At 65.3% G+C, this 17646-nt stretch carries 19 protein-coding genes and 1 pseudogene; 9 read left to right on the top strand and 11 right to left on the bottom strand.

The window, feature by feature from the left end:
* Positions 1 to 879 (top strand): catalase-related domain-containing protein (locus J2Y58_RS19455; protein ID WP_310106918.1); only part of this gene is annotated, 879 nt, incomplete at its 5' end.
* A gap of 95 nt (positions 880 to 974) precedes the next feature.
* Here the strand turns inward: J2Y58_RS19455 and J2Y58_RS19450 are convergent.
* The 4 genes from J2Y58_RS19450 to J2Y58_RS19435 are packed head-to-tail and all read right to left on the bottom strand — an operon-like array spanning position 975 to position 4415.
* Positions 975 to 1571 carry a class I SAM-dependent methyltransferase gene (locus tag J2Y58_RS19450; protein ID WP_007406872.1) on the bottom strand — a complete coding sequence of 199 codons (597 nt, stop codon included), beginning with the start codon at positions 1569 to 1571 and terminating at the stop codon, positions 975 to 977.
* Positions 1568 to 2221: a PIG-L deacetylase family protein gene (locus J2Y58_RS19445; protein WP_007406874.1), complete on the bottom strand. Its 654-nt coding sequence runs from the start codon at positions 2219 to 2221 to the stop codon at positions 1568 to 1570. The genes J2Y58_RS19450 and J2Y58_RS19445 overlap by 4 nt, the downstream gene beginning before the upstream one ends.
* Positions 2218 to 3204 (bottom strand): acyl-CoA dehydrogenase, encoded by a 987-nt coding sequence (locus J2Y58_RS19440; RefSeq protein ID WP_310106913.1) that lies wholly within the window; start codon positions 3202 to 3204, stop codon positions 2218 to 2220. The genes J2Y58_RS19445 and J2Y58_RS19440 overlap by 4 nt, the downstream gene beginning before the upstream one ends.
* Entirely contained in the window at positions 3201 to 4415 is a 1215-nt protein-coding gene (locus J2Y58_RS19435) for a glycosyltransferase (protein WP_310106911.1), read from the bottom strand. The genes J2Y58_RS19440 and J2Y58_RS19435 overlap by 4 nt, the downstream gene beginning before the upstream one ends.
* 19 nt (positions 4416 to 4434) lie before the next feature.
* Here J2Y58_RS19435 and J2Y58_RS19430 point away from each other — a divergent pair, with 19 nt between their 5' ends.
* Entirely contained in the window at positions 4435 to 4575 is a 141-nt protein-coding gene (locus J2Y58_RS19430) for a hydroxyisourate hydrolase (protein WP_198356784.1), read from the top strand.
* 255 nt (positions 4576 to 4830) lie between these two features.
* On the opposite strand, the gene J2Y58_RS19425 is transcribed toward J2Y58_RS19430, so the two are convergent.
* A complete protein-coding gene (locus J2Y58_RS19425; RefSeq protein WP_310106905.1) occupies positions 4831 to 5811 on the bottom strand; it encodes an AAA family ATPase in 981 nt (326 codons plus the stop codon).
* A complete protein-coding gene (locus J2Y58_RS19420) occupies positions 5811 to 6260 on the bottom strand; it encodes a hypothetical protein (protein WP_310106904.1) in 450 nt (149 codons plus the stop codon). Before J2Y58_RS19420 ends, J2Y58_RS19425 begins: the two co-directional genes overlap by 1 nt.
* Here J2Y58_RS19420 and J2Y58_RS19415 point away from each other — a divergent pair.
* Entirely contained in the window at positions 6260 to 7057 is a 798-nt protein-coding gene (locus J2Y58_RS19415) for a hypothetical protein (protein ID WP_310106902.1), read from the top strand. The two genes, J2Y58_RS19420 and J2Y58_RS19415, sit on opposite strands and share 1 nt — an antisense overlap.
* A gap of 12 nt (positions 7058 to 7069) precedes the next feature.
* Entirely contained in the window at positions 7070 to 7705 is a 636-nt protein-coding gene (locus tag J2Y58_RS19410; RefSeq protein WP_310106900.1) for a hypothetical protein, read from the top strand.
* 905 nt (positions 7706 to 8610) lie between these two features.
* Here J2Y58_RS19410 and J2Y58_RS19405 read toward each other — a convergent pair.
* Both J2Y58_RS19405 and J2Y58_RS19400 read right to left on the bottom strand, forming a co-directional pair.
* On the bottom strand, positions 8611 to 8934 hold the full coding sequence (locus J2Y58_RS19405; RefSeq protein ID WP_125946574.1) for a hypothetical protein: 324 nt from the start codon (positions 8932 to 8934) through the stop codon (positions 8611 to 8613).
* Positions 8935 to 9042: 108 nt separating this feature from the next.
* A complete protein-coding gene (locus J2Y58_RS19400; RefSeq protein WP_310106897.1) occupies positions 9043 to 10509 on the bottom strand; it encodes a helix-turn-helix transcriptional regulator in 1467 nt (488 codons plus the stop codon).
* 170 nt (positions 10510 to 10679) lie between these two features.
* On the opposite strand from J2Y58_RS19400, the gene J2Y58_RS19395 reads away from it, so the two are divergent.
* Genes J2Y58_RS19395 through J2Y58_RS19380 form a run of 4 tightly spaced genes read left to right on the top strand, consistent with a single transcriptional unit; the run spans position 10680 to position 14025 of the window.
* Positions 10680 to 11081 (top strand): YsnF/AvaK domain-containing protein, encoded by a 402-nt coding sequence (locus J2Y58_RS19395; RefSeq protein ID WP_310106895.1) that lies wholly within the window; start codon positions 10680 to 10682, stop codon positions 11079 to 11081.
* The gene (locus J2Y58_RS19390) at positions 11068 to 11694 is read left to right on the top strand and encodes an OmpA family protein (RefSeq protein ID WP_310106893.1); all 627 of its coding nucleotides are present in this window, start codon (positions 11068 to 11070) and stop codon (positions 11692 to 11694) included. The genes J2Y58_RS19395 and J2Y58_RS19390 overlap by 14 nt, the downstream gene beginning before the upstream one ends.
* Before the next feature lie 35 nt (positions 11695 to 11729).
* Positions 11730 to 12584 (top strand): YsnF/AvaK domain-containing protein, encoded by an 855-nt coding sequence (locus tag J2Y58_RS19385; RefSeq protein ID WP_310106889.1) that lies wholly within the window; start codon positions 11730 to 11732, stop codon positions 12582 to 12584.
* The gene (locus tag J2Y58_RS19380; RefSeq protein ID WP_310106887.1) at positions 12475 to 14025 is read left to right on the top strand and encodes a mechanosensitive ion channel; all 1551 of its coding nucleotides are present in this window, start codon (positions 12475 to 12477) and stop codon (positions 14023 to 14025) included. The genes J2Y58_RS19385 and J2Y58_RS19380 overlap by 110 nt, the downstream gene beginning before the upstream one ends.
* A gap of 8 nt (positions 14026 to 14033) precedes the next feature.
* Here the strand turns inward: J2Y58_RS19380 and J2Y58_RS19375 are convergent, their stop codons facing one another.
* Positions 14034 to 14393 (bottom strand): hypothetical protein, encoded by a 360-nt coding sequence (locus tag J2Y58_RS19375; RefSeq protein WP_310106885.1) that lies wholly within the window; start codon positions 14391 to 14393, stop codon positions 14034 to 14036.
* A 132-nt stretch (positions 14394 to 14525) separates the two neighbouring features.
* Here J2Y58_RS19375 and J2Y58_RS19370 point away from each other — a divergent pair, with 132 nt between their 5' ends.
* Positions 14526 to 15836 carry a cation:proton antiporter gene (locus J2Y58_RS19370; RefSeq protein ID WP_310106882.1) on the top strand — a complete coding sequence of 437 codons (1311 nt, stop codon included), beginning with the start codon at positions 14526 to 14528 and terminating at the stop codon, positions 15834 to 15836.
* Between the two features lie 38 nt (positions 15837 to 15874).
* Here J2Y58_RS19370 and J2Y58_RS19365 read toward each other — a convergent pair whose 3' ends face one another.
* Entirely contained in the window at positions 15875 to 16969 is a 1095-nt protein-coding gene (locus J2Y58_RS19365; protein ID WP_310106880.1) for an ABC transporter permease, read from the bottom strand.
* Positions 16966 to 17646 (bottom strand): annotated as a pseudogene (locus J2Y58_RS19360) (hypothetical protein); the annotation flags it as partial. The gene J2Y58_RS19365 and the pseudogene J2Y58_RS19360, both read right to left, overlap by 4 nt.

The raw sequence follows: 17646 nt of genomic DNA, 5'->3' as shown, positions 1-17646 counted from the left end.
GGGCGCGTGAACTATGAGCCGAACAGCTGGGGCGCGGAAGGCGGTCCGCGCGAGAACCCGGAGATCGGCTTCACCAGCTTCCCCGCCGAGGTTCAGGGGACCAAGCAGCGGATTCGGTCCGAAACCTTTGCCGATCATTACAGCCAGGCACGGCAGTTCTATCTCAGCCAGCAGCCGATCGAGCAGAAGCACATCGGCGACGCGCTGGTGTTCGAGCTGTCGAAGGTAGATCGTGTCGACATCCGGGCCCGGGCGGTCAGCCACCTGCGCAACATCGACGAGGATCTCGCCGCTACCGTCGCGGACGGGCTCGGCCTCGACCTGCCGGACGCCGCCAAGGCGGCCAAGCCGACGCTAGACCTGCCGACATCGTCGGCGCTCTCGATCGTCGCCAACGGCCCGGCGAATTTCGCCGGGCGAAAGATGGGCCTGCTGCTGACCGATGGGTCGAGCGCCGAGCTGTTCAATGCGCTGACCAAGGCGCTGGAAGCCGAAGGCGCGGTCTGGGAGGTGGTCGCGCCGAAGATCGGCGGGGTCACGCTCGACGACGGCACCAAGGTCGCGGCCAAGCAGAAGATCGACGGCGGACCTTCGGTCCTGTTCGATGCCGTCGCGGTGCTCCCGTCCGAGGAAGGGGCTGCGCTGCTCGCCAAGGATGCGGCCTCCAAGGACTTCGTGGCGGACGCGTTCGGCCACTGCAAGTTCATCGGCTACACCGATGCAGCCGCCACGTTGTTCGACGCTTCTCGGGTGCCGGAGCTTGACGATGGCTTCGTAGCCCTAAGCAAGAGCAAGGACGTCAAGGCGTTCGTCACGACCTGTCGTGACCTCAGGTTCTGGGCTCGGGAGATGAAGGTCGATCTCGACGCGGCGGCCTGACGACCCTGGCGGGAGCGGCAGGTGGACGTCCTGCCGCTCCACTTAACGGCAAGCCTCATATCGCACGGACGTGGGACGTGCTGCCTCGCTCGCGTTCAACGGGATCGGGTCATACCATCGGCGCGGGCCGCGGTAACGACCCAGCGGCCGGTGCGGCCCGCGGTGCGAACCGTCCAACAACGCCCGGTCTCTGCGAGGAACCGGGCGTGGATCCCTGCCGCATGCTGGACGAAATCGTAGAAATCAATCCTGTGGTGCGCGAGCACGATGATGCCGCCTGGGCGCAGGCGAGCGGCCATCTCACGCGCAACCCGGGCCATCTCTCGCGCTGAGAGGTAATACAGGATCTCGGCGATCACGATCACGTCATAGACGAGACGTGGCGGTCGACCGGGGAGCACGAGCAGCGATGCGCACGCACGAGGCCAGGCGGCAACGGCGCGTGCCGTCAGGTCGACCCCCTCCCTCGTGCCCTCGGTCGCATCGAGGCGCAACGCCATCCTCGCGATCGCGGCACTGTTGGATCCGTTGCCGCTGGCCAACTCCAGCACCCGTCCGACCGGTCGGTGACCTATCGCGTGCAGGATCGCGGCACGCTTCACCGCCTCGTCACGGGCGGTGAAGGTGCGCCAGGGATCGTCGTCGCCGGCGAACTTGGCGGCGAACCCGGCAAGATCGATCGGGCTCGTCACTTCGAACCCGGCCGGTAGCGCTCGACCGGACGAGCAAAGGCCGCAAGCTCGTGTCTCGCGATCGTGAAGCCTGCTGGGTCATCGGAAACGGCGCCGAGCTGCGTCCGGTAGACGCGGATCAGGGACCGTTTCACCGAAACTCCCCCGGGCACAGCGATGCGCCATGCCGGTCCGGACCTGTCCGGGCGAGGCGGCCACACGCGGTAGGTCAGCCGACTGGCGCCACCCGGGCATCCGGCTACGGCCGCGGCTACGGCGCGGTGATCGGGATGGTCGTCATCGCAGGCCGGTCCGACGATGAGATCGAGATCCCGGCATCGTGCGACCTGGCGGCGCAGCGCGCGATAACAGCGCCCCGGGATCGAGGGCAACTGGCCATCGGGCAAATTGAGGAACGAGACGTCGCCAGCAACGATGCCGAGACGACGTAGCGCATGAAGGCTCTCACGCTGGCGAGCCGCGACCAGTCGCGTCCTCGGCCATTTTCGGCTGCCCCGGTGAGATGCGGCACCATCGGTCACGACCGCAACCCGGACCCGAGCTCCATGGCGGCGAAGCCGCGCAATGAGGCCTGCCGCGCCGATGACCTCGTCATCCGGGTGCGGGGCGATCACCAGCGCGACACGCACGTTTCGCAGCGCGATCTTCACAGGATGGGGTCGAGGATGTGCTCGGCGACAGCTTGGCCGACGCGAAGGCGATGCGCATCGGGCGCAGGCTGGCGCAGGTACACCATGAGATCGGCGATCTTTGCCGCCAGCGGATGCGACAGGAACAATCCCTGCAGCCCCACCGCCTCCTGCGCGATCGTGAGGGCGCGCTCGGCAGAGCCGGCGATCGATAGCCGCGCAGCGGACACCCGGGCGAGGCGTTCCGCATCCGTCCCGCTGAACCAGGCGCCCGCCGTGTCGCGGATGCTCGCCGCTGCACCCTGGGCAAGCAGGAACAGGTCGGCGAGGCGCGATGCCTGGAACGGATCGGAAGCACGCTCGTGGGTGGTCAGGTGGTCACGCACTGCATCGAGCAGGCCGGCGATGCCGCCGGCATGAACCGCGGCGAAGCGCAGCGCGCCTCCGCTGAAGAACGGCTCCCGCGCATAGCTGCCGGGCTCGCCGATACGGCCGTCTTCACCGATCACAGAGCCGGACCAGCGCACCAGATGTGTCTCCGAGCGCTGCATGCCGATCGTCTGCCACCACTCCCGATCGATGGCAGGTGGATCGGCCTCGAGGTCGAGCAGGAGCAGCTGCGGTCCGCGTTCGCTATCCGCGGTTACCAGCGCGTGAGTCAGTATCCCCGCCCCCGATGCATAGCCCTTGCCGCCGGTCAGCCGTCCGCCGGTAAGCACCAGCGGCTCACCCGGCAGGCCCGCATTCCAAACACCCAACGTCGCTCCCGCAGCGATGCGCGCCCGCAACGCAGCGACCTGGGACGACGTGCCGTATCGAAACACGATCTGCACCGCATCGACATGCCCCTCAAGCAGGCGCCCGATGGGGAGATCCCGGCGTCCCGCAGCGTAAAGAGGGCGGAGCAGGTCCAGATATGCCTTGGGCGTCGTCGGATCGCCGGCGGGGTCGGTCGCCCACCCCGCCGCGACGATCGCATGGCGCAGAGCTCCGGCCGTCGTCATACCGCCTGCTCGCAAAGCTGGTTCTCGAGCGTTGCCAGGGCATGCTCGGCCTCGACGAGGGTGACGTCGGGTATATCGGGCAGTGCCGGCACGACACGCATGGCGAACGCCTCTGCGTTGGGGCAGTCGCGCGCGACGCCGATCACATGGTCACCGGTCAATCCGATACGATCGCCGAAGCGAGCTGCGACAAAGGAGTCGGGGAGCCCGGCCCAGATGCGGCGCGCCTCCGCCTGCTGTCGGTATTGCCATGCCGCCCCTCGCGGATGCGGCATTGAGGGTGCCCCATGATGGTCGATGGCACTGAGCGCAGCGGCCATGCCGCCCGGCGCCCGGCCGAGCCGCCGTGAGGAGGTCGCAACCACCATGCCGGGATCGCGGCGCACGCGCAACCCGGCGCGCCCGGCATCGTCGAGCAGGGCGGCGTCCTCGCCGCATGGCACCGGCTGGAAGCCGCCCAGCGCCTGATAGGCTCCGGGTCGGAAGGCCATGTTGGCGCCTCCTGAGCAGTGGGAGCCGGTCGGACTGTCCCACGGAACGGGGTCGACCGATCGCCGGTAGGCGTGAAGCCGATCGAGGTAGCGCTCGACCCTCCCCTGCACCGGATCCCGCTCCGCTGCGATCCGGACGATTCGCCCGGCGACGAGGTCGGCCGAGGCCAGGCCCTGCAGTGCCGCCCTGACCCAATCGGCACGGGGCTGGCTGTCGGCGTCGGTCGTCAGGAGAATACCGTGGGGCGTGCTCGTCGCATGATGCAGGCCGAGGGCGATGGCGGCCCGGCGTGCACGACCGGCATTGGCATCAGGGGACGGGTCTCCCTGAGCCACCGTGAAAGGAAGGGCCATGCGACCAGCATGCTCGCGTATCACCTGCTCGCTCGCATCCGAGCAATTATCGAGGAGGTAGAACACGGCAGCCTCGACGTCGCCCAGGTCCAGTCGCCCGATCGCCTCCAGCAACTTCGGTAACGCAGTCTCCTCGTTGCGGACCGGAACACAGATCGCAGCTGACACAGGTCGCAACGGCACCCCCACCATCGGTTTCGCAGGACCGGCGACCCTGCCTTGCAGGACTGTAGGTGATAAACGCCGGTTTCGATAGCTGCTCGCGGTGATGCAAGATGCCAGATCGTCATGCAGGACTCCGGTTTGCCGGGTCTCGACCGAGAGATCGGCGTCGGGTAGGTAGCCGTCGAAGTTCGCGCCGGACACCTACAAGCTGCAGTTCGACATGGCGGGCTGCCCGGACGCGAAGGCGGCGCCATTCTTCCCCGACATCGATCCCGTGTTCGGCGTCACCAACCCTGCCGCGCACTACCATGTGCCGGTCGTGGTCAGCCCCTTCGGCTACTCCACCTACAGGGGCAATTGATCACCGATCACGCCTCGATTCCTGCCTGGTGCATCGGCTTATAGAGCTCGTGCTCAAGCGACCGCAGGTAGCTGTAGGCGCTCGCACTCCTAGCTCGTCCTGTTCGCAATCAGCGCAGATTCCTGCTCACGCTTGGTGAGAACGGGCGACCGCGCGTGCTCGCGCTCAACGACCCTGTGCTTGCATTCAGTGGAACTTGCTCGCAATCGGGGCGGCCGTGCTCACATTGCGTGACCTCGGGCAGTACGGGGTATCTCACACCGGCACGCCCGCCTGCCGGAGCTGCTCGGTCAGCTCACGGCCGCGGTCCGGGTCGAGCGAGCCCGCCAGGAACGCGCGGACCTCGGACGGTTTGGCGTTGAACTGCTGCGCGATCGCGGTCGCGTCGTAGCCGTTGCGGGTCAGCGTGGGTTCCAGGTCGTCGATCGCGCGGCTGAGCACCTGCTCGACCACGTCGGCGGTGACCGGCTTGGCGTCGAGCCGGAACCCCTGCTCGAACGCGAGCGTGAGATGCATCTCGATCTGGAGCGGCGTGCGAAGGCGCTCGGCGAGCATGTCGACGGCGTCCTCGTCCATGAGGTCGGCGACCTTGGCCCTCTCGTCCGCGCAGGCCCCGAGCAGCCAAGCCACATAGTCGCGGCGCTGGTCGGCCCCGATGCCTTCATAGTCGAAGATGGTGGTGCGGTAGCCGATCTCCTCCATCTGCGGACGCCTGAGGTCGTTGCGGAGCCGGGGATGGCCGACCAGGAGGACGGACAGGAGCACGCCGGCGTCGGCCACCACCTCCATGAGCCGCTTCAGGCCAGTCAGCGTGTTGTGGTGGAGATCGTGGGCCTCGTCGACCACGAGCACAACCGGACGCCTGCCCTTCTTCATCAGGTCGCGAAGGTCGCGCTCGCGGCGCTCGGCCTGCTTGGGGATCTTCACCTGGGCGTGGTCGCCGGGTGAGAGGTCGTAGAACATGGCCTCGATTAGCGAGGTGAGCGACGTGCGCCGCTTGTCGACCGCAAGCGACTTCGCGACCGTCACCTTGCCCGCGCGCGTGAGCTCGTCCTCAATGCGCCGGAGAAGATGCGTCTTGCCCGAGCCGACCAGCCCGGAGACGACCACCAGGCGGCCGGTCTGCACGGCTGCGCACACCTCGCGCACGAGCATGGACTGGTGTTCGGTCTCGAAGTTACCGGCACCCTGAAACGGCCTGGCGAGCCCGTAAGCCTGTTGCACGTCGGCGAGCATCAACCTTCCCTTCGTCGGGCCTGAAGCCGCTCGCGAACGCGGTCGGCGACCATTGTCTTGTCGAGCGTCTCGGAAAGCAACTCCGCGATGAACCGCCGGTCTTCCTCGGGCAACGACCCGAGCGGCCGGCATAGCTGCGCCGCAATGGCCTGACGGGCCGCTAGCGGCGTCGGATGGGCCTGCTCTACGACCGGCTCGGGGAACGGCGTGGTCCGCACCGCCAGATCGCGGGCGGACAGCGGCAGCGAGGGCAACGGCCGATCGCCGCCCGTCATCGCGGCGCGCGGCAGGCCGAGTTGGTCGGCGAGCCGGACCACCTTGTCGAGCCGCTCCTCCGCCTTGCTCTTCTGGTACTTGCGGTAGCGGTAGAGAGGGACCGCGCCGGGGGACGGCTGGAACGGCCCGAACCGCTTCCCGTCATGCTCGACGAACAGCTCCTGATCGAACAATGCTTGGCTCCGCGCTGTTGCTCTGCACGGTGGCGGCGAGCGCCCAAGATCAGGGCGGGCGCTCACAAGAGGAAAGCACGAAAGCCTTCCTTGCCCACAAACGCGACGTCCAACAGCGTCGGTCGGGCAAGCTGGGGGACCTGGCCGACTTCGGACAGGTGAACGCAATCGTGAAAGCGGCCCGGCTCACGCCACCCTCGCCACGGTTCGTCACCGACGACGCCGCCCGTTCGGCGTTGAACGACGCTTTCCTCGTCGACGTGGCGCAGACGCTTTCAATCTATGGGCTTCACGCGGGCGATCTGCGACGGTCGGCTGAGGCGTCCACCGCATTCGTTCAAGCCGCGGCGGCACATATCAGGGGTGGTGCCACGGTTGGGCAGGAAGCGCTGCTCGCCGACACCGTGGTGATCGGTCATGTCTCGGGAACCGACGAAGCCGAGCAGCTCGACGATGGTGCGTCGTCCTCTGTGTCGGTGGTTGTCGACCAGGTGCTGAAGGGCAAGGCCAAGGTGGGCGACACGCTCAAGCTTCGGCGGACGAGCGGTAAGCTGCCCGATGGGCGGCGGCTCTCGGCAAGTGACGAGGATCCGTTGGCGAACGGTGCGCCGGTTGCCCTGCTCGCGTCGCGCTCGCGCTACGAGAAGGAGCTTGCTCCTCAGGGTGGAAGCGCGCGGTGCCCCAGCTGTGTCGTCGAGGTCGTGCCCGTCTTTCTGGTGAACGGACAGTCGCTGGTTCCGACCGGCGGATATCCGACCGCCGCCACCCTCGACGCCCTCACCGCTGCCACGAAGTAAGGAGTAGGAAAAATGATCAGGAAATCTGCGCTGCTCGCCTGCGTGCTTGCCCTCGCCAACGCCGCACCGGCGTTCGCCGGGCCGATCCCGCAACCCTATTACTTCCCGAACGGGTCGCGGGGTGTGAAGATCAACTATGCGCTTCCGGCCGCCTGCGACGCCAACACCAAGGCCGCGGTCGACACGATCAACGCCGCAGGGCGCTCGTTCCAGCTCACCGGAACGACGCAGAACTACACGTCGACTTACTACTCGGCGACCGAGGACCCGGATTTCATCAACATCCAGGACGGCTCCAGCATGTCGGCGATCATGCGGACCATCATTTACGGCTATTCCGGGCCAGCACCTGCGCAGGCGATCGACGCGACCGTGTACGTCAATACCGACCGCATCTACTACGACACGGGCGACACGGCGCAATCGACCGATTTGATCTGCGGTTCGTCGATCACGTCGAGCAACATCGGCCAGCATATCGACTGGCAGTCCGCGATGACGCATGAGATGGGTCACTTGAAAGTGATGGACCACCGCACCGATGGTTCGACAGGGCCATGCTCGATGACGACCTATCTCAACCCTGGGCAGATCAAGCGGAGCCTATGCTCTGACGAGCGGGCGCTGCTGGTCGGGTTCTATGGCTGACCGAGGCAAGGCCTCGACCGGGGCGGGATGGCTTTTAGCCTTCATCGCCCTGGCAGGGTGCGACCGCGGCTCCGAGAAGGAGCCGCGGCCCACCGAGCTCTCCGGCCCCGTCGGAACCGAGTATTCGATCCACCCCCGCAATGTGGCCGGCGACCGCCTACTGATCGCCGGCTGCTGCACGTTCGACGTGGGACAGGCGCGAATCACTAAGTTGGAGGGCGACGTTGACGGCCGCATGGTCGAGGGGGAGGGTTATCGGGTGGAGATTTCATTCGGGAACGGCCTGGCTCGCCGGCCCCTTTCCGCGGCCGCGCCCTCGACGCTCAACATCGATGGGGTGACTCTCCGGAAGTTCAGGCCAGCAAGCCCCGGACAGAAAGAGCCCGATCTCCTCTACGCCGCTATCGTCCCTCTCGATGCAGAGGCGCAACGTCGTCGTGTTCGGAGCCCGGGCCTTGAAGTCAGGGCTTGGTGCGCCACCACCGCGAGCTGCCAGGCCGCAGCTCGGTTGATTGACGGGATCAGATTCTGACCATTCCCGTCAGTGGCGCTAAGCGTGAGCGCGGCGCGCTGATTGCGAGCAGCCGCGGAAGATGGCGAGCACATTATCGAGAAGCGTGAGCAGGTGCGCGCTCTGACTGTCAGCTAATCCGAGCAGAATGGTGATCCGTTTGCGAGCAGGAGCCCATCCGATTGCAAGCGGCTACACCTACTGGTTCCTGGCCGATATCCTTATCAACCGTGAGGCGCAGCTCTACCGGACTGAGGCGGCATGATCGCCGCATCGGGCCGCTCCTCCCGCTAGGACACTGACTCCTCAGCGCCCGCCAGCCCCATCACGGCGGTAAGGCACCGGCCTTCATTGGCCGAATGGACAGGCACAAGAGAGACGAACTCATCGCCATTCACTCCTGAACACCGTTAGCGAGCTTGACGAGCTTCATCTGCACCTTCTCAAGATCGGCAATGGCCTGATGATCTTCGATCGACCAACCCTCACCTTTTGGCCGTTTCGGCCCCTTTTGTAATCGACCGATGATTGAGGCGGCCTCGTAGACCTCCTGCACGCCGCCATGGCCGCCCAGATCAAGCCGGTGCGCGATTGTCGTGAGCCGATCCACGAAGTTCGTGCGGGCCGCCGGCCCGCTCTGGTGCGCAAGAGCGGCAGGCCCTGCCTTTAGAGCCGTGGCGAGAACATCCAATGCATCATTATATGGGGTATCTGGCATGATAGCTGTCCTTCTTTGCTTTGCCGATCCCCTCGTGAGTGACTCATGGTGTCCGGCTATTGCTGTTGAAGACCATTACTGGATTGCGGCCGCACGGTTGCATTTGTTTTAGGCAAAGCCACGTTCCCGAGCCCAAGCAATGGCTGCGGCGCGCCGATTGACACCGATCTTTCCGTAGATGCCGGCAACGTGGTTTCGCACCGTGTTTCCCGACAGTGACAGGCGTTTCGCAATCGCCTTGTCGTCCAGTCCTTCACAGATCAATCCGAGAACCTCGCGCTCGCGAGGGGTTAGGTCCGCAGTCTCGATGGCAGACTTGGCGCGCGGGTTACGCAGGGTCGCGAGCTTGTCCATCACGGTCCGGCTGAACCAGCTCGCATCCTTCATCACCGCCTCGATCGCGTCGGCAAGCTCCAGCTCGCTCCTCCGGCGCGTGGTAATGTCCTGGTAAAGCCAGAGGGTGCAGCGTTCGCCCCTGATCTCCATGCGCTCGGCCGACATGAGGCAGTCAACCGGTTGCCCGTCCGCATCGATCAGCCGGACGTCGCGGTTGCGCACGCCCCCGCTTCGATCCAGTTCCTGCTGCACCTCCTCACGTTGCGCCGGATCGGCCCAAAGCTCGGGGTCGCCGGCGGCTCTGCCGATGGAGCCGGCCGAGCTGCGACCAGTGAGGCGAACGAAGGCGTCGTTCACGTCCATCGTGCGGTGACTGTCGGGCGAAGTCAGCACCATCGCCACGGGCGCCATTTGGAACAGAGTTTGAAAGTGCGTCTCGCTCGATCGCAATGCACGCTCTGCCTTCCGGCGCGGCTCCAGGTCGGCGAAGGTGAACAGCATGCACTTGTCGTCGCCGACTTCGATCGGCTGCCCGGCAATGATGACGAGCTTGGTGTTGCCATCAGGTAGCGGCAACTCGGCTTCCATCTGCGGGATCGTCCGGCCTTCCGCGAGGCACTGTTTGGCATAGTCCTTCCGCTCGGCGCCGTTCAGAATGTCGAGGTCGTAGAGGCTGTTCCCTTGGACCACCTGACGGGGGTAGCCGGTCATTTCGAGAAAGCCGCGATTTGCCCGGCTAAATCGCTGATCCGAGAGCCGCATAATGAGCGCCGGCGCGGGGTTGGCCTGGAACATGGCCTCGAACCGCGCCTCCGCTTCATACTGTTCGGAAACGTCCTGAATCACGAGCGCGAGGCAGTCCGGCTCTTCGTCGTCCCCGGTCATCACGACGTCGCGCACCCGATGGGTCCAACGACGTTCATCGCTGCCGGCGGCACTCACCTCCACCACCAGGTCCGGGAAGCTCTCGCCCGCCAACATGCGGATGACAGGATATTCGCGGTTGGCGAGCCGGTGCCCGTTGCGGAACCGGAGCGCGAACCGCTGCGCATAGGTGTCGGCGTTGCCGCCAAGTCCTTCGAGCTTGTCGACGCCGTGCATCGCCAGCGCAGCATCATTGGCCCAGATGATCGTTCCGGCCAGGTCGATCAGGATGACGCCGGCCGTCATACCGCCGATCAACTGTTCGAGGTGGGTCAACGTGTCGCGTGCGAGAACACGGGAGAGCGGATTGGCCATGCCGGTAGAGCGCCGAGCCATAGGACGATGTTCCTCGCAGATAATGAACGGCTCAACGAGAACTACTGCACGGATAGTAGCAAACTACCAGCTCGCTCAACGCGGAAAGAGTTAGCTCCGGGACACTTTAAAGGCTCGGCGGCGTTAGGTGGTAAAGCTGAAGGACAGGCATGCCCGACGACATTCGCTTACCGATCATCGAGGAGGAGGCGCACGTTACCAAACGTGCGACCGACGTCGAGCATGTCACGGTCCGCACCGTCCCCGAACAGGAGCAGGTCGTTGTTCGTGACGAGGTTCGGCGCGAGCACGTCGAGATCAGGCGCGTAGCGGTCGAGCGCGAGGTCGATCGAGCCCCCGCTGTCCGTGAGGAGAACGGCGTCACCATCATTCCCGTGATCGAGGAGCGATTGGTTGTCGAGAAGCGGCTTTTCCTCGTCGAGGAGGTCCACATCTTCCGGTCGGCGGTGGCGGAGGCGGTCGAGCTGCCGACCACGCTCAGGCACACCCGCATCGAGGTCGACCGCACCGATCTCACCAAAACCCAGGAGGATGTTCATGGCAGGACCTAACGATGACAGGCCGGAGGGCGCACCGAGTCACATCCACATCGAGAAGAACAAGGGCTTCAACTGGCTCCCCTGGTTGCTGCTTGCGCTCGGGATTCTGGCGTTGCTGTTCGCTCTGAGCCGCTGCAACCGTGAGGACACCGCCGCTGTCGCTCCCGTTCCCACGGCCACCCCGACCGAGGTTGTTGCGGCAACCCCGAACGCCGGGTCCGCTGACGCGCTGGTCGGCACGTCCGGTCTCGGCACCTATCTGGCCGGCACGGAGCCGCTTCCCCGCACCTTCACCTTCGAGAAACTCAACTTCGACACCGCCAAGAGCAATATCCGACCCGCCGATGCTGCCGAGGTGAACGAGGTGGCCGCGACCCTCAAGCAATATCCGAACGCCCGAATCCGCATCGCCGGCTACGCCGACGCGCGCGGCACCGATGCAGCCAACATGGCGCTCGGCAAAGCTCGTGCCGATAGCGTCAAGTCGGCGCTGGTCGCGCAAGGGATCAACGCCAGCCGCATCGAGACTGTCTCCGGCGGCGAGACTAATCCGGTCGACACCAACGCTACCGCTGGCGGTCGCTTCGAGAACCGCCGCACCGAACTCGTCGTGACGGCGAGGTAAGTCGCCAATCCGTTTTCAATCGCAGGAGTAAGATCATGTCCAGCACCATCACAGCCCTGTTCGACAGCCGCGCCGACGCCGAGGCAGCCAAGGACCGGCTCAAGAGCGCGCGGGTCGATGCCGACCACATCCACATTCACGACAAGTCGAGCTCCGGCTACAAGGAGATCGGCTATTCGACCCATGAGGACCGCGGCTTCTGGGACTCGATCAAGAACGCGTTCGTGCCCGATGAAGACCGCCACACCTATGAGGAAGGCGTGCGCCGTGGCGGTGCGCTGTTGACCGCAGACGTCGATGACGATCGCGTCGACGAGGCGGTGCGCGTGCTCGAAGAGGCCAACTCGATCGACATCGACGAACGTTCGAGCCAGTGGCGTTCGTCGGGCTGGGATTATCCGGGCACCGGCGCCGCTGCCGGTGCGACCGGGGCCGCTCTCGGCAGCTTCGACCGTCGCGAGACCGCCGGCCGCACGGCCGAACAGGAAGAGGTGATCCCGATCGTCGAGGAGCAACTGGTCGTCGGCAAGCGCGACGTCAGCCGCGGCGGGGTGCGCGTGCGCTCCTATGTGACTGAAACGCCGGTTCACGAGCAAATCCGCCTCCGCAACGAGCGGGTCAACGTCGAGCGGCGCTCGGTCGATCAGCCGCTTTCCGCGGCCGATACCGACGCCTTCCGCGAGCGGACGGTCGACATGACCGCGACCGGCGAGGAAGCGGTGGTCGGCAAGACCGCCCGTGTCGTCGAGGAGGTCGTGGTCTCCAAGACGGCCGAGGAGCATGTCGAGGAAGTCGACGACACCGTGCGCCGTACCGACGTCGAGGTCGACCGCGACACCGACGTCGAGACCCGCGGCTCGACCTTCCGCGACACCGACAAGCGTATCTAGTCGGTGGAGCCCGGCGCAGGTGAGAGCCTGTGCCGGGCTCACATGCTTTGCCAACAGGGAGACGGCGATGAACCCGAACTATGTGACAGCGGACGGCATGGTCGCCGGCACCCGCAACTTCGGCGACACCGCCGTTCTTTACCTACAGGAGTGGGGGCCGCGCGTTCTTGCCGCGGCCGTCATCCTCCTGATCGGCTACCTTTTGGCGAGGGCCGCCAAGTGGGGCGTCGCCGCGCTGGTCAACAAGACGCCGCTGGCGCGTCACGCGCACCGGCAGTCCGGTATTCCCGAGACGGGCCGCAACCCCAAGAGCGTCGGTGCCCAGGTCGGTGATGCGGCCTTCTGGATCGTGATCCTGATCGCGCTCGTGCTTGCCGCTCAGCCGCTTGGCCTGGCCGCTGCCACCAGCCCGGTCGGCCGAATGCTCAACCAGTTCGGCGCCGCCATCCCCAACATCATCGGCGCAGGGCTGATCTTCTTCGTCGGCTACATCGTCGCCAGCGTCGCCAAGAAGGCGGTGGAGGCGGTGCTGACAGCCGCCCGCACCGAGCAGCTCGCCGAACGCGCCGGCATGGCCAAGGCCGATCCTACAACGCTGCCGCGGATGGTCGGCGGGATCGTGTTCGCGCTCATCATCATCCCGGTCGCGATCGCCGCGCTCGATCAGCTCAACATCCGCGCAATCTCCGATCCGGCGACCGCGATGCTCCGCATCATCCTCGACAGCATCCCGCATGTCGTCGCGGCTGCGATCATCCTCGCGCTCGCCTATGTGATCGGCCGGTTCGCGTCGCAACTCCTTAGCCAGTTCCTGAGCGGCACCGGCTTCGATCGCACGATCAGCGCGCTCGGCGTGTTCCCCTTAAGCACCACGCCGGCCGCCGGCGTTCCAGCGACGTCGGCAGGAACCCCGTCGACCCCGACGCTGGTGCCCTCCAAGCTGCTCGGGCACGCCGTGTTCATCGCCATCATCATCTTCGGCCTGATGGAGGCTTTCCGGCAACTCAACTTCGCCTACGGCTCGCGCATGATGGCGGAGATCCTGACCCTGCTCGGCTCGGTCGTTTTCGGTGCCGTCATCATCGCCGTCGCCATCGCCATAGCGAAGCTGGTCTCGACGGTCGTGCGCGCCAGCGGCGGTGCCAATGGCGAGCTGACTGCGAAGATCGTGCACGTCGCGATCATCGTGCTCGGCACCGCCATCGGTCTTCGCTTCATGGGATTGGCCGACGACATCATCAATCTCGCCTTCGGCCTGATCCTCGGTGCCATTGCCGTTGCGTTCGCGCTTGCCTTCGGCCTTGGTGGACGGGACGCCGCCGCCAAGCTGGTCCAGCGTCTTAGCGGCTCGTCCGCGATGCCGCCTCCGCCGATTGCGCCGCAGTCGAGCACCACTTTCCGTCCGGGCAGTTCGACGCCGAGCGAGGAACCGCGGTCGTGAGACGAGGGCTACGCCTCCAGCTCGTCGGGCTGGCACTGATCGCGTTCGTAGGGGCCTGTGACGGCCCCCGCGAGGATGCCGGCGAGCAGGCCGACGCCAACGCAGGTGTCGTATCGAGCGAGGATACGATCGAGAAAGGGCCGGCGGAGCGGACGGGGGAAGCCCAGGATCGTGCCGCTGACAGTCTGAACGAGGCGGTCGAAGCACGTGCGGATGCCGCAGAGGAACAGGCGGACGCCGTTCGCAGCGAAGCCGATCAGCGGGCGGATGCCTTGGAAGAGGAAGCCCGCAGGGTTCGTGCGACTGCCGAGAAGAAGGCGGATGCGACGGAAGATCGTGCCGACGCGATTCGGCAGCGACAGTAACAAAGGCCCGCAAGAGGTCTCGCGTAATGAACTGGGAGCCAGGCTGTGTTCGGTCCCTGTCTGCTCATTCCGCCAGGCTGATGCGACATCCATCTGAAGCGCTCGGAACGCGCTACTGCCTGGAGAGCGGCGCAGGTGCCCAGCTTTTCATCGCCTGAACCTTATATCCTCTGGCTGACAGGTGCCGGAGTCCTGATCGCGCTCGTGGCATGGCTGCCGCTTGCGTTGAAACGATTGCCGCTGTCGCTGCCGATCATCTGTATCGGGATCGGAGCCGCGATCTTCTCGTTGCCGGCTGTGTCGCTGCGTCCTTTGCCGCTGTCTTACGCCGACATCACCGAGCGCTTCACCGAGTTCATCGTTATCATCGCGCTGATGGGCGCAGGCCTGAAGCTGGATCGCGTATTCAGCTGGCGCCGATGGAATGTGACCTGGCGGCTGCTTGCGGTCACGATGCCCCTCAGCATCGCGGCGATCACGGCGATCGGAGGCTGGGGCTTGGGCCTGTCATGGATCGCGGCGCTTCTGCTTGGGGCTTGCCTCGCTCCCACTGATCCCGTGCTCGCGTCAGACGTGCAGGTCGGTCCTCCCAAGACCGGAGAGGAAGATGAGGTGCGCTTCGGTCTAACGTCAGAAGCGGGCCTGAACGACGGTTTTGCCTTTCCGTTCGTCAACCTCGCTATCGCGCTGGGCATTTCGGCGAGCACCGGAGAGCCTTGGGCGCGCGAATGGGTGTTCCATAGTGTGTTGTGGGAAATCGGCGTGGGTGTCGTCGGCGGTTGGTTGATCGGCCGCCTGTTCGGCTGGCTGACCTTTCACGTGCCAGCGGAAACCAAGCTGGCTCAGACCGGGGATGGCCTGATCGCCATTGCCGCGACTTTCGTCTCCTACGGCGTGACCGAGCTGCTCAACTGCTACGGCTTTCTGGCTGTCTTCATCACCGCATTGACGCTTCGCCGCTCGCATCGCGATCATGAGTTCAACCGCGAGATGCACGACATCACCGAACAGGTGGAGCGCATCGGCATGATGGTGCTCCTGATCCTGTTCGGTGGTGCGCTGGTCAGTGGGCTCCTTCAACCGATTGGTTGGGTAGATGTACTGGCCGCTGCGATCATTATCCTCGTCGTGCGGCCCGTTACCGGCCTGATAGGGCTTGCCGGTTTGCGGGCAGACCTCTCCGAGAAGATGACCCTTGCCTTCTTTGGCATCCGCGGTGTCGGCTCCTTCTATTACCTGGCTTATGCGCTGAACCACGTTGAGCTTGCCGGAGGCGAGCGGCTGTGGGCCATCGTAGGATTGGTGGCGCTGTTTTCCATCCTTCTCCACGGGCTGACCGTCACGCCGGCTATGCGTCTCCTAGACAAGCTACAGGGACGCGATCCGGATGCCGACCTGCCGCCGCCAGGATTGAAAGGCCCTGCGGCGGATACAGAGCGAGCTTAGGTTGCTGGTGTCATAACCGAACGTGGCTGTTGAAAAATTCAACGCGCGCTGTTGGTGCTACTCCAGATATTCAGCCCTCCATAAAGCGCCAAGAGTGCCATAAGCTTGGCCAGTGGACCAAATACGTCCTCCAAGCTTGCACCCATCTGATTTAAAGGAACGAAAATATGCATGGCGCAGGTGGCGGGGGAAAACCAGGCGAGCGCAGAAAGCCAGCCCGGCATTGCGTGGAGTGGCCAGGCAAAACCCGCTAGAAACACGAGCGGCACAGATGTCGGCAACAGGATCTTCAATGCATCGTCGCCGCTGTTGAACAACTTACCCAGCAACAGCCCGAGCGCCGCCACGGTTGCCGCAAAGACAGGAACTGCGACGAGGAGCGCCGGCAGCGCCCCAGCGTGCGGGATATCCTGGATCCAATAGATCATTCCGAAATAGAGCAAGGCGGACAGCACGCCGACAAGGGTGCATGCCGCCCACACGCCAAGCGCGGCTGCGACGGACATCCGCCGTTCCCTGCGGCGTTGGCGTTCCGCCATCAGCCGGGCGCAGGCGAGCAACAGCGTCTGCTGCAGGATGATGTTGGCGACCGCCGGGAAAATGTAGTCGCGGTAGCCGAGCGTGGTGTTGAACAACGGGCGGACAAGGATCGTCGGCATCCCCGCAAGCCGGGCACCGCCTTGCGCCGCGCGCCAGCGGTCGATCGCGCCGGCCAGCGTCGCGGCGACGCCGGTGCCGATGCTCTGCGCACGCAGCAGATACGTCCCGTTCAGCCACAATGCGATGCCCGCCGTACCTCTACCCGTCAGCGCGCCGCCGGTAAAATCGCGCGAGATCAGCAGGATGCCGTCCGCCTTCCGGTCACGCACGGCACCGCGCGCTGCGACCATATCGGGAACCTCGCCGACGACGCGGACGCTGCGCGTTTCGCCAAGATCGTCGAGCAGGCGGCGCGCGGCGGTCCCGCCGTCGCCGTTCACAACCACCACGGGCAGCGCGCGGGCGGACTGGTGCGCATAGGGCGCTGGATAGTAGAAGGCATAGAGCAGCACCGACAATATCGCGAGCGATAGGAGATCGCGCGTCGTGACGATCGTCAATAGCGTGTGTTCGAGAGCCGCGCGAAACGTCATCGGGCTTCCCGGTCACGGCAGATAAGGATTATGCCCAGGCCGCCTGCGACCAGCGGATACAGCAGCAGCGTTCCCGCTGCCTTCAGGAACGGCCCGGCGGAGGCACCAAGCACCTGATCCATCTGCAGCGTCATGTAGTGGGTCAGCGGCAACACCTGGTGCCAGACCCGCGCGAACAGGCCCGCGCCATCGATCGGCAGCGAAGCGCCCGAATAGGCGAGCGCCGATCCCGCAACGATGACAGCGCCCGACAAGGCGGTGGCAATGCTGCGCGTTGCAGCGACGAGCAATAGCGCGACCGCCGCGGTGGCGACGAACAGCAATGCTTGCCCCGCCACGATCAGCAGCAGCGATCCGTCTGCGCGATAGCCTTGTGCGAGCGTGAGCCATAGCAGCCACGCAACACCCCAGAACGTTCCCGCAATCACATGAGGAGAAAGCCGCCCGGCCAGCGTGGCCGCAACGCCACCCCGTACGGCGAACGCGGCGAACGAGCCATCGTTCATCAGCACCCCGATGCTTCCCACGCAGGCAACCGCGATCAGCAGGTGCAACACCCCCGGGCCCAGCAGCAGTCCTAGATGTGACGGCCTGCAATGATGATCGGTTCGACGCGAGATAAAGGGCGCACTCTGGCGCATAGTCTGTGAGACCGTCGAGGTGCTTGGGCGCACGTT

This window comes from Sphingomonas sp. BE138 (assembly GCF_031456125.1).
GTDB lineage: Bacteria > Pseudomonadota > Alphaproteobacteria > Sphingomonadales > Sphingomonadaceae > Sphingomonas.
Note: the sequence above shows the minus strand (reverse complement) of the source record. Positions and strands in the feature narration are given on the sequence as shown.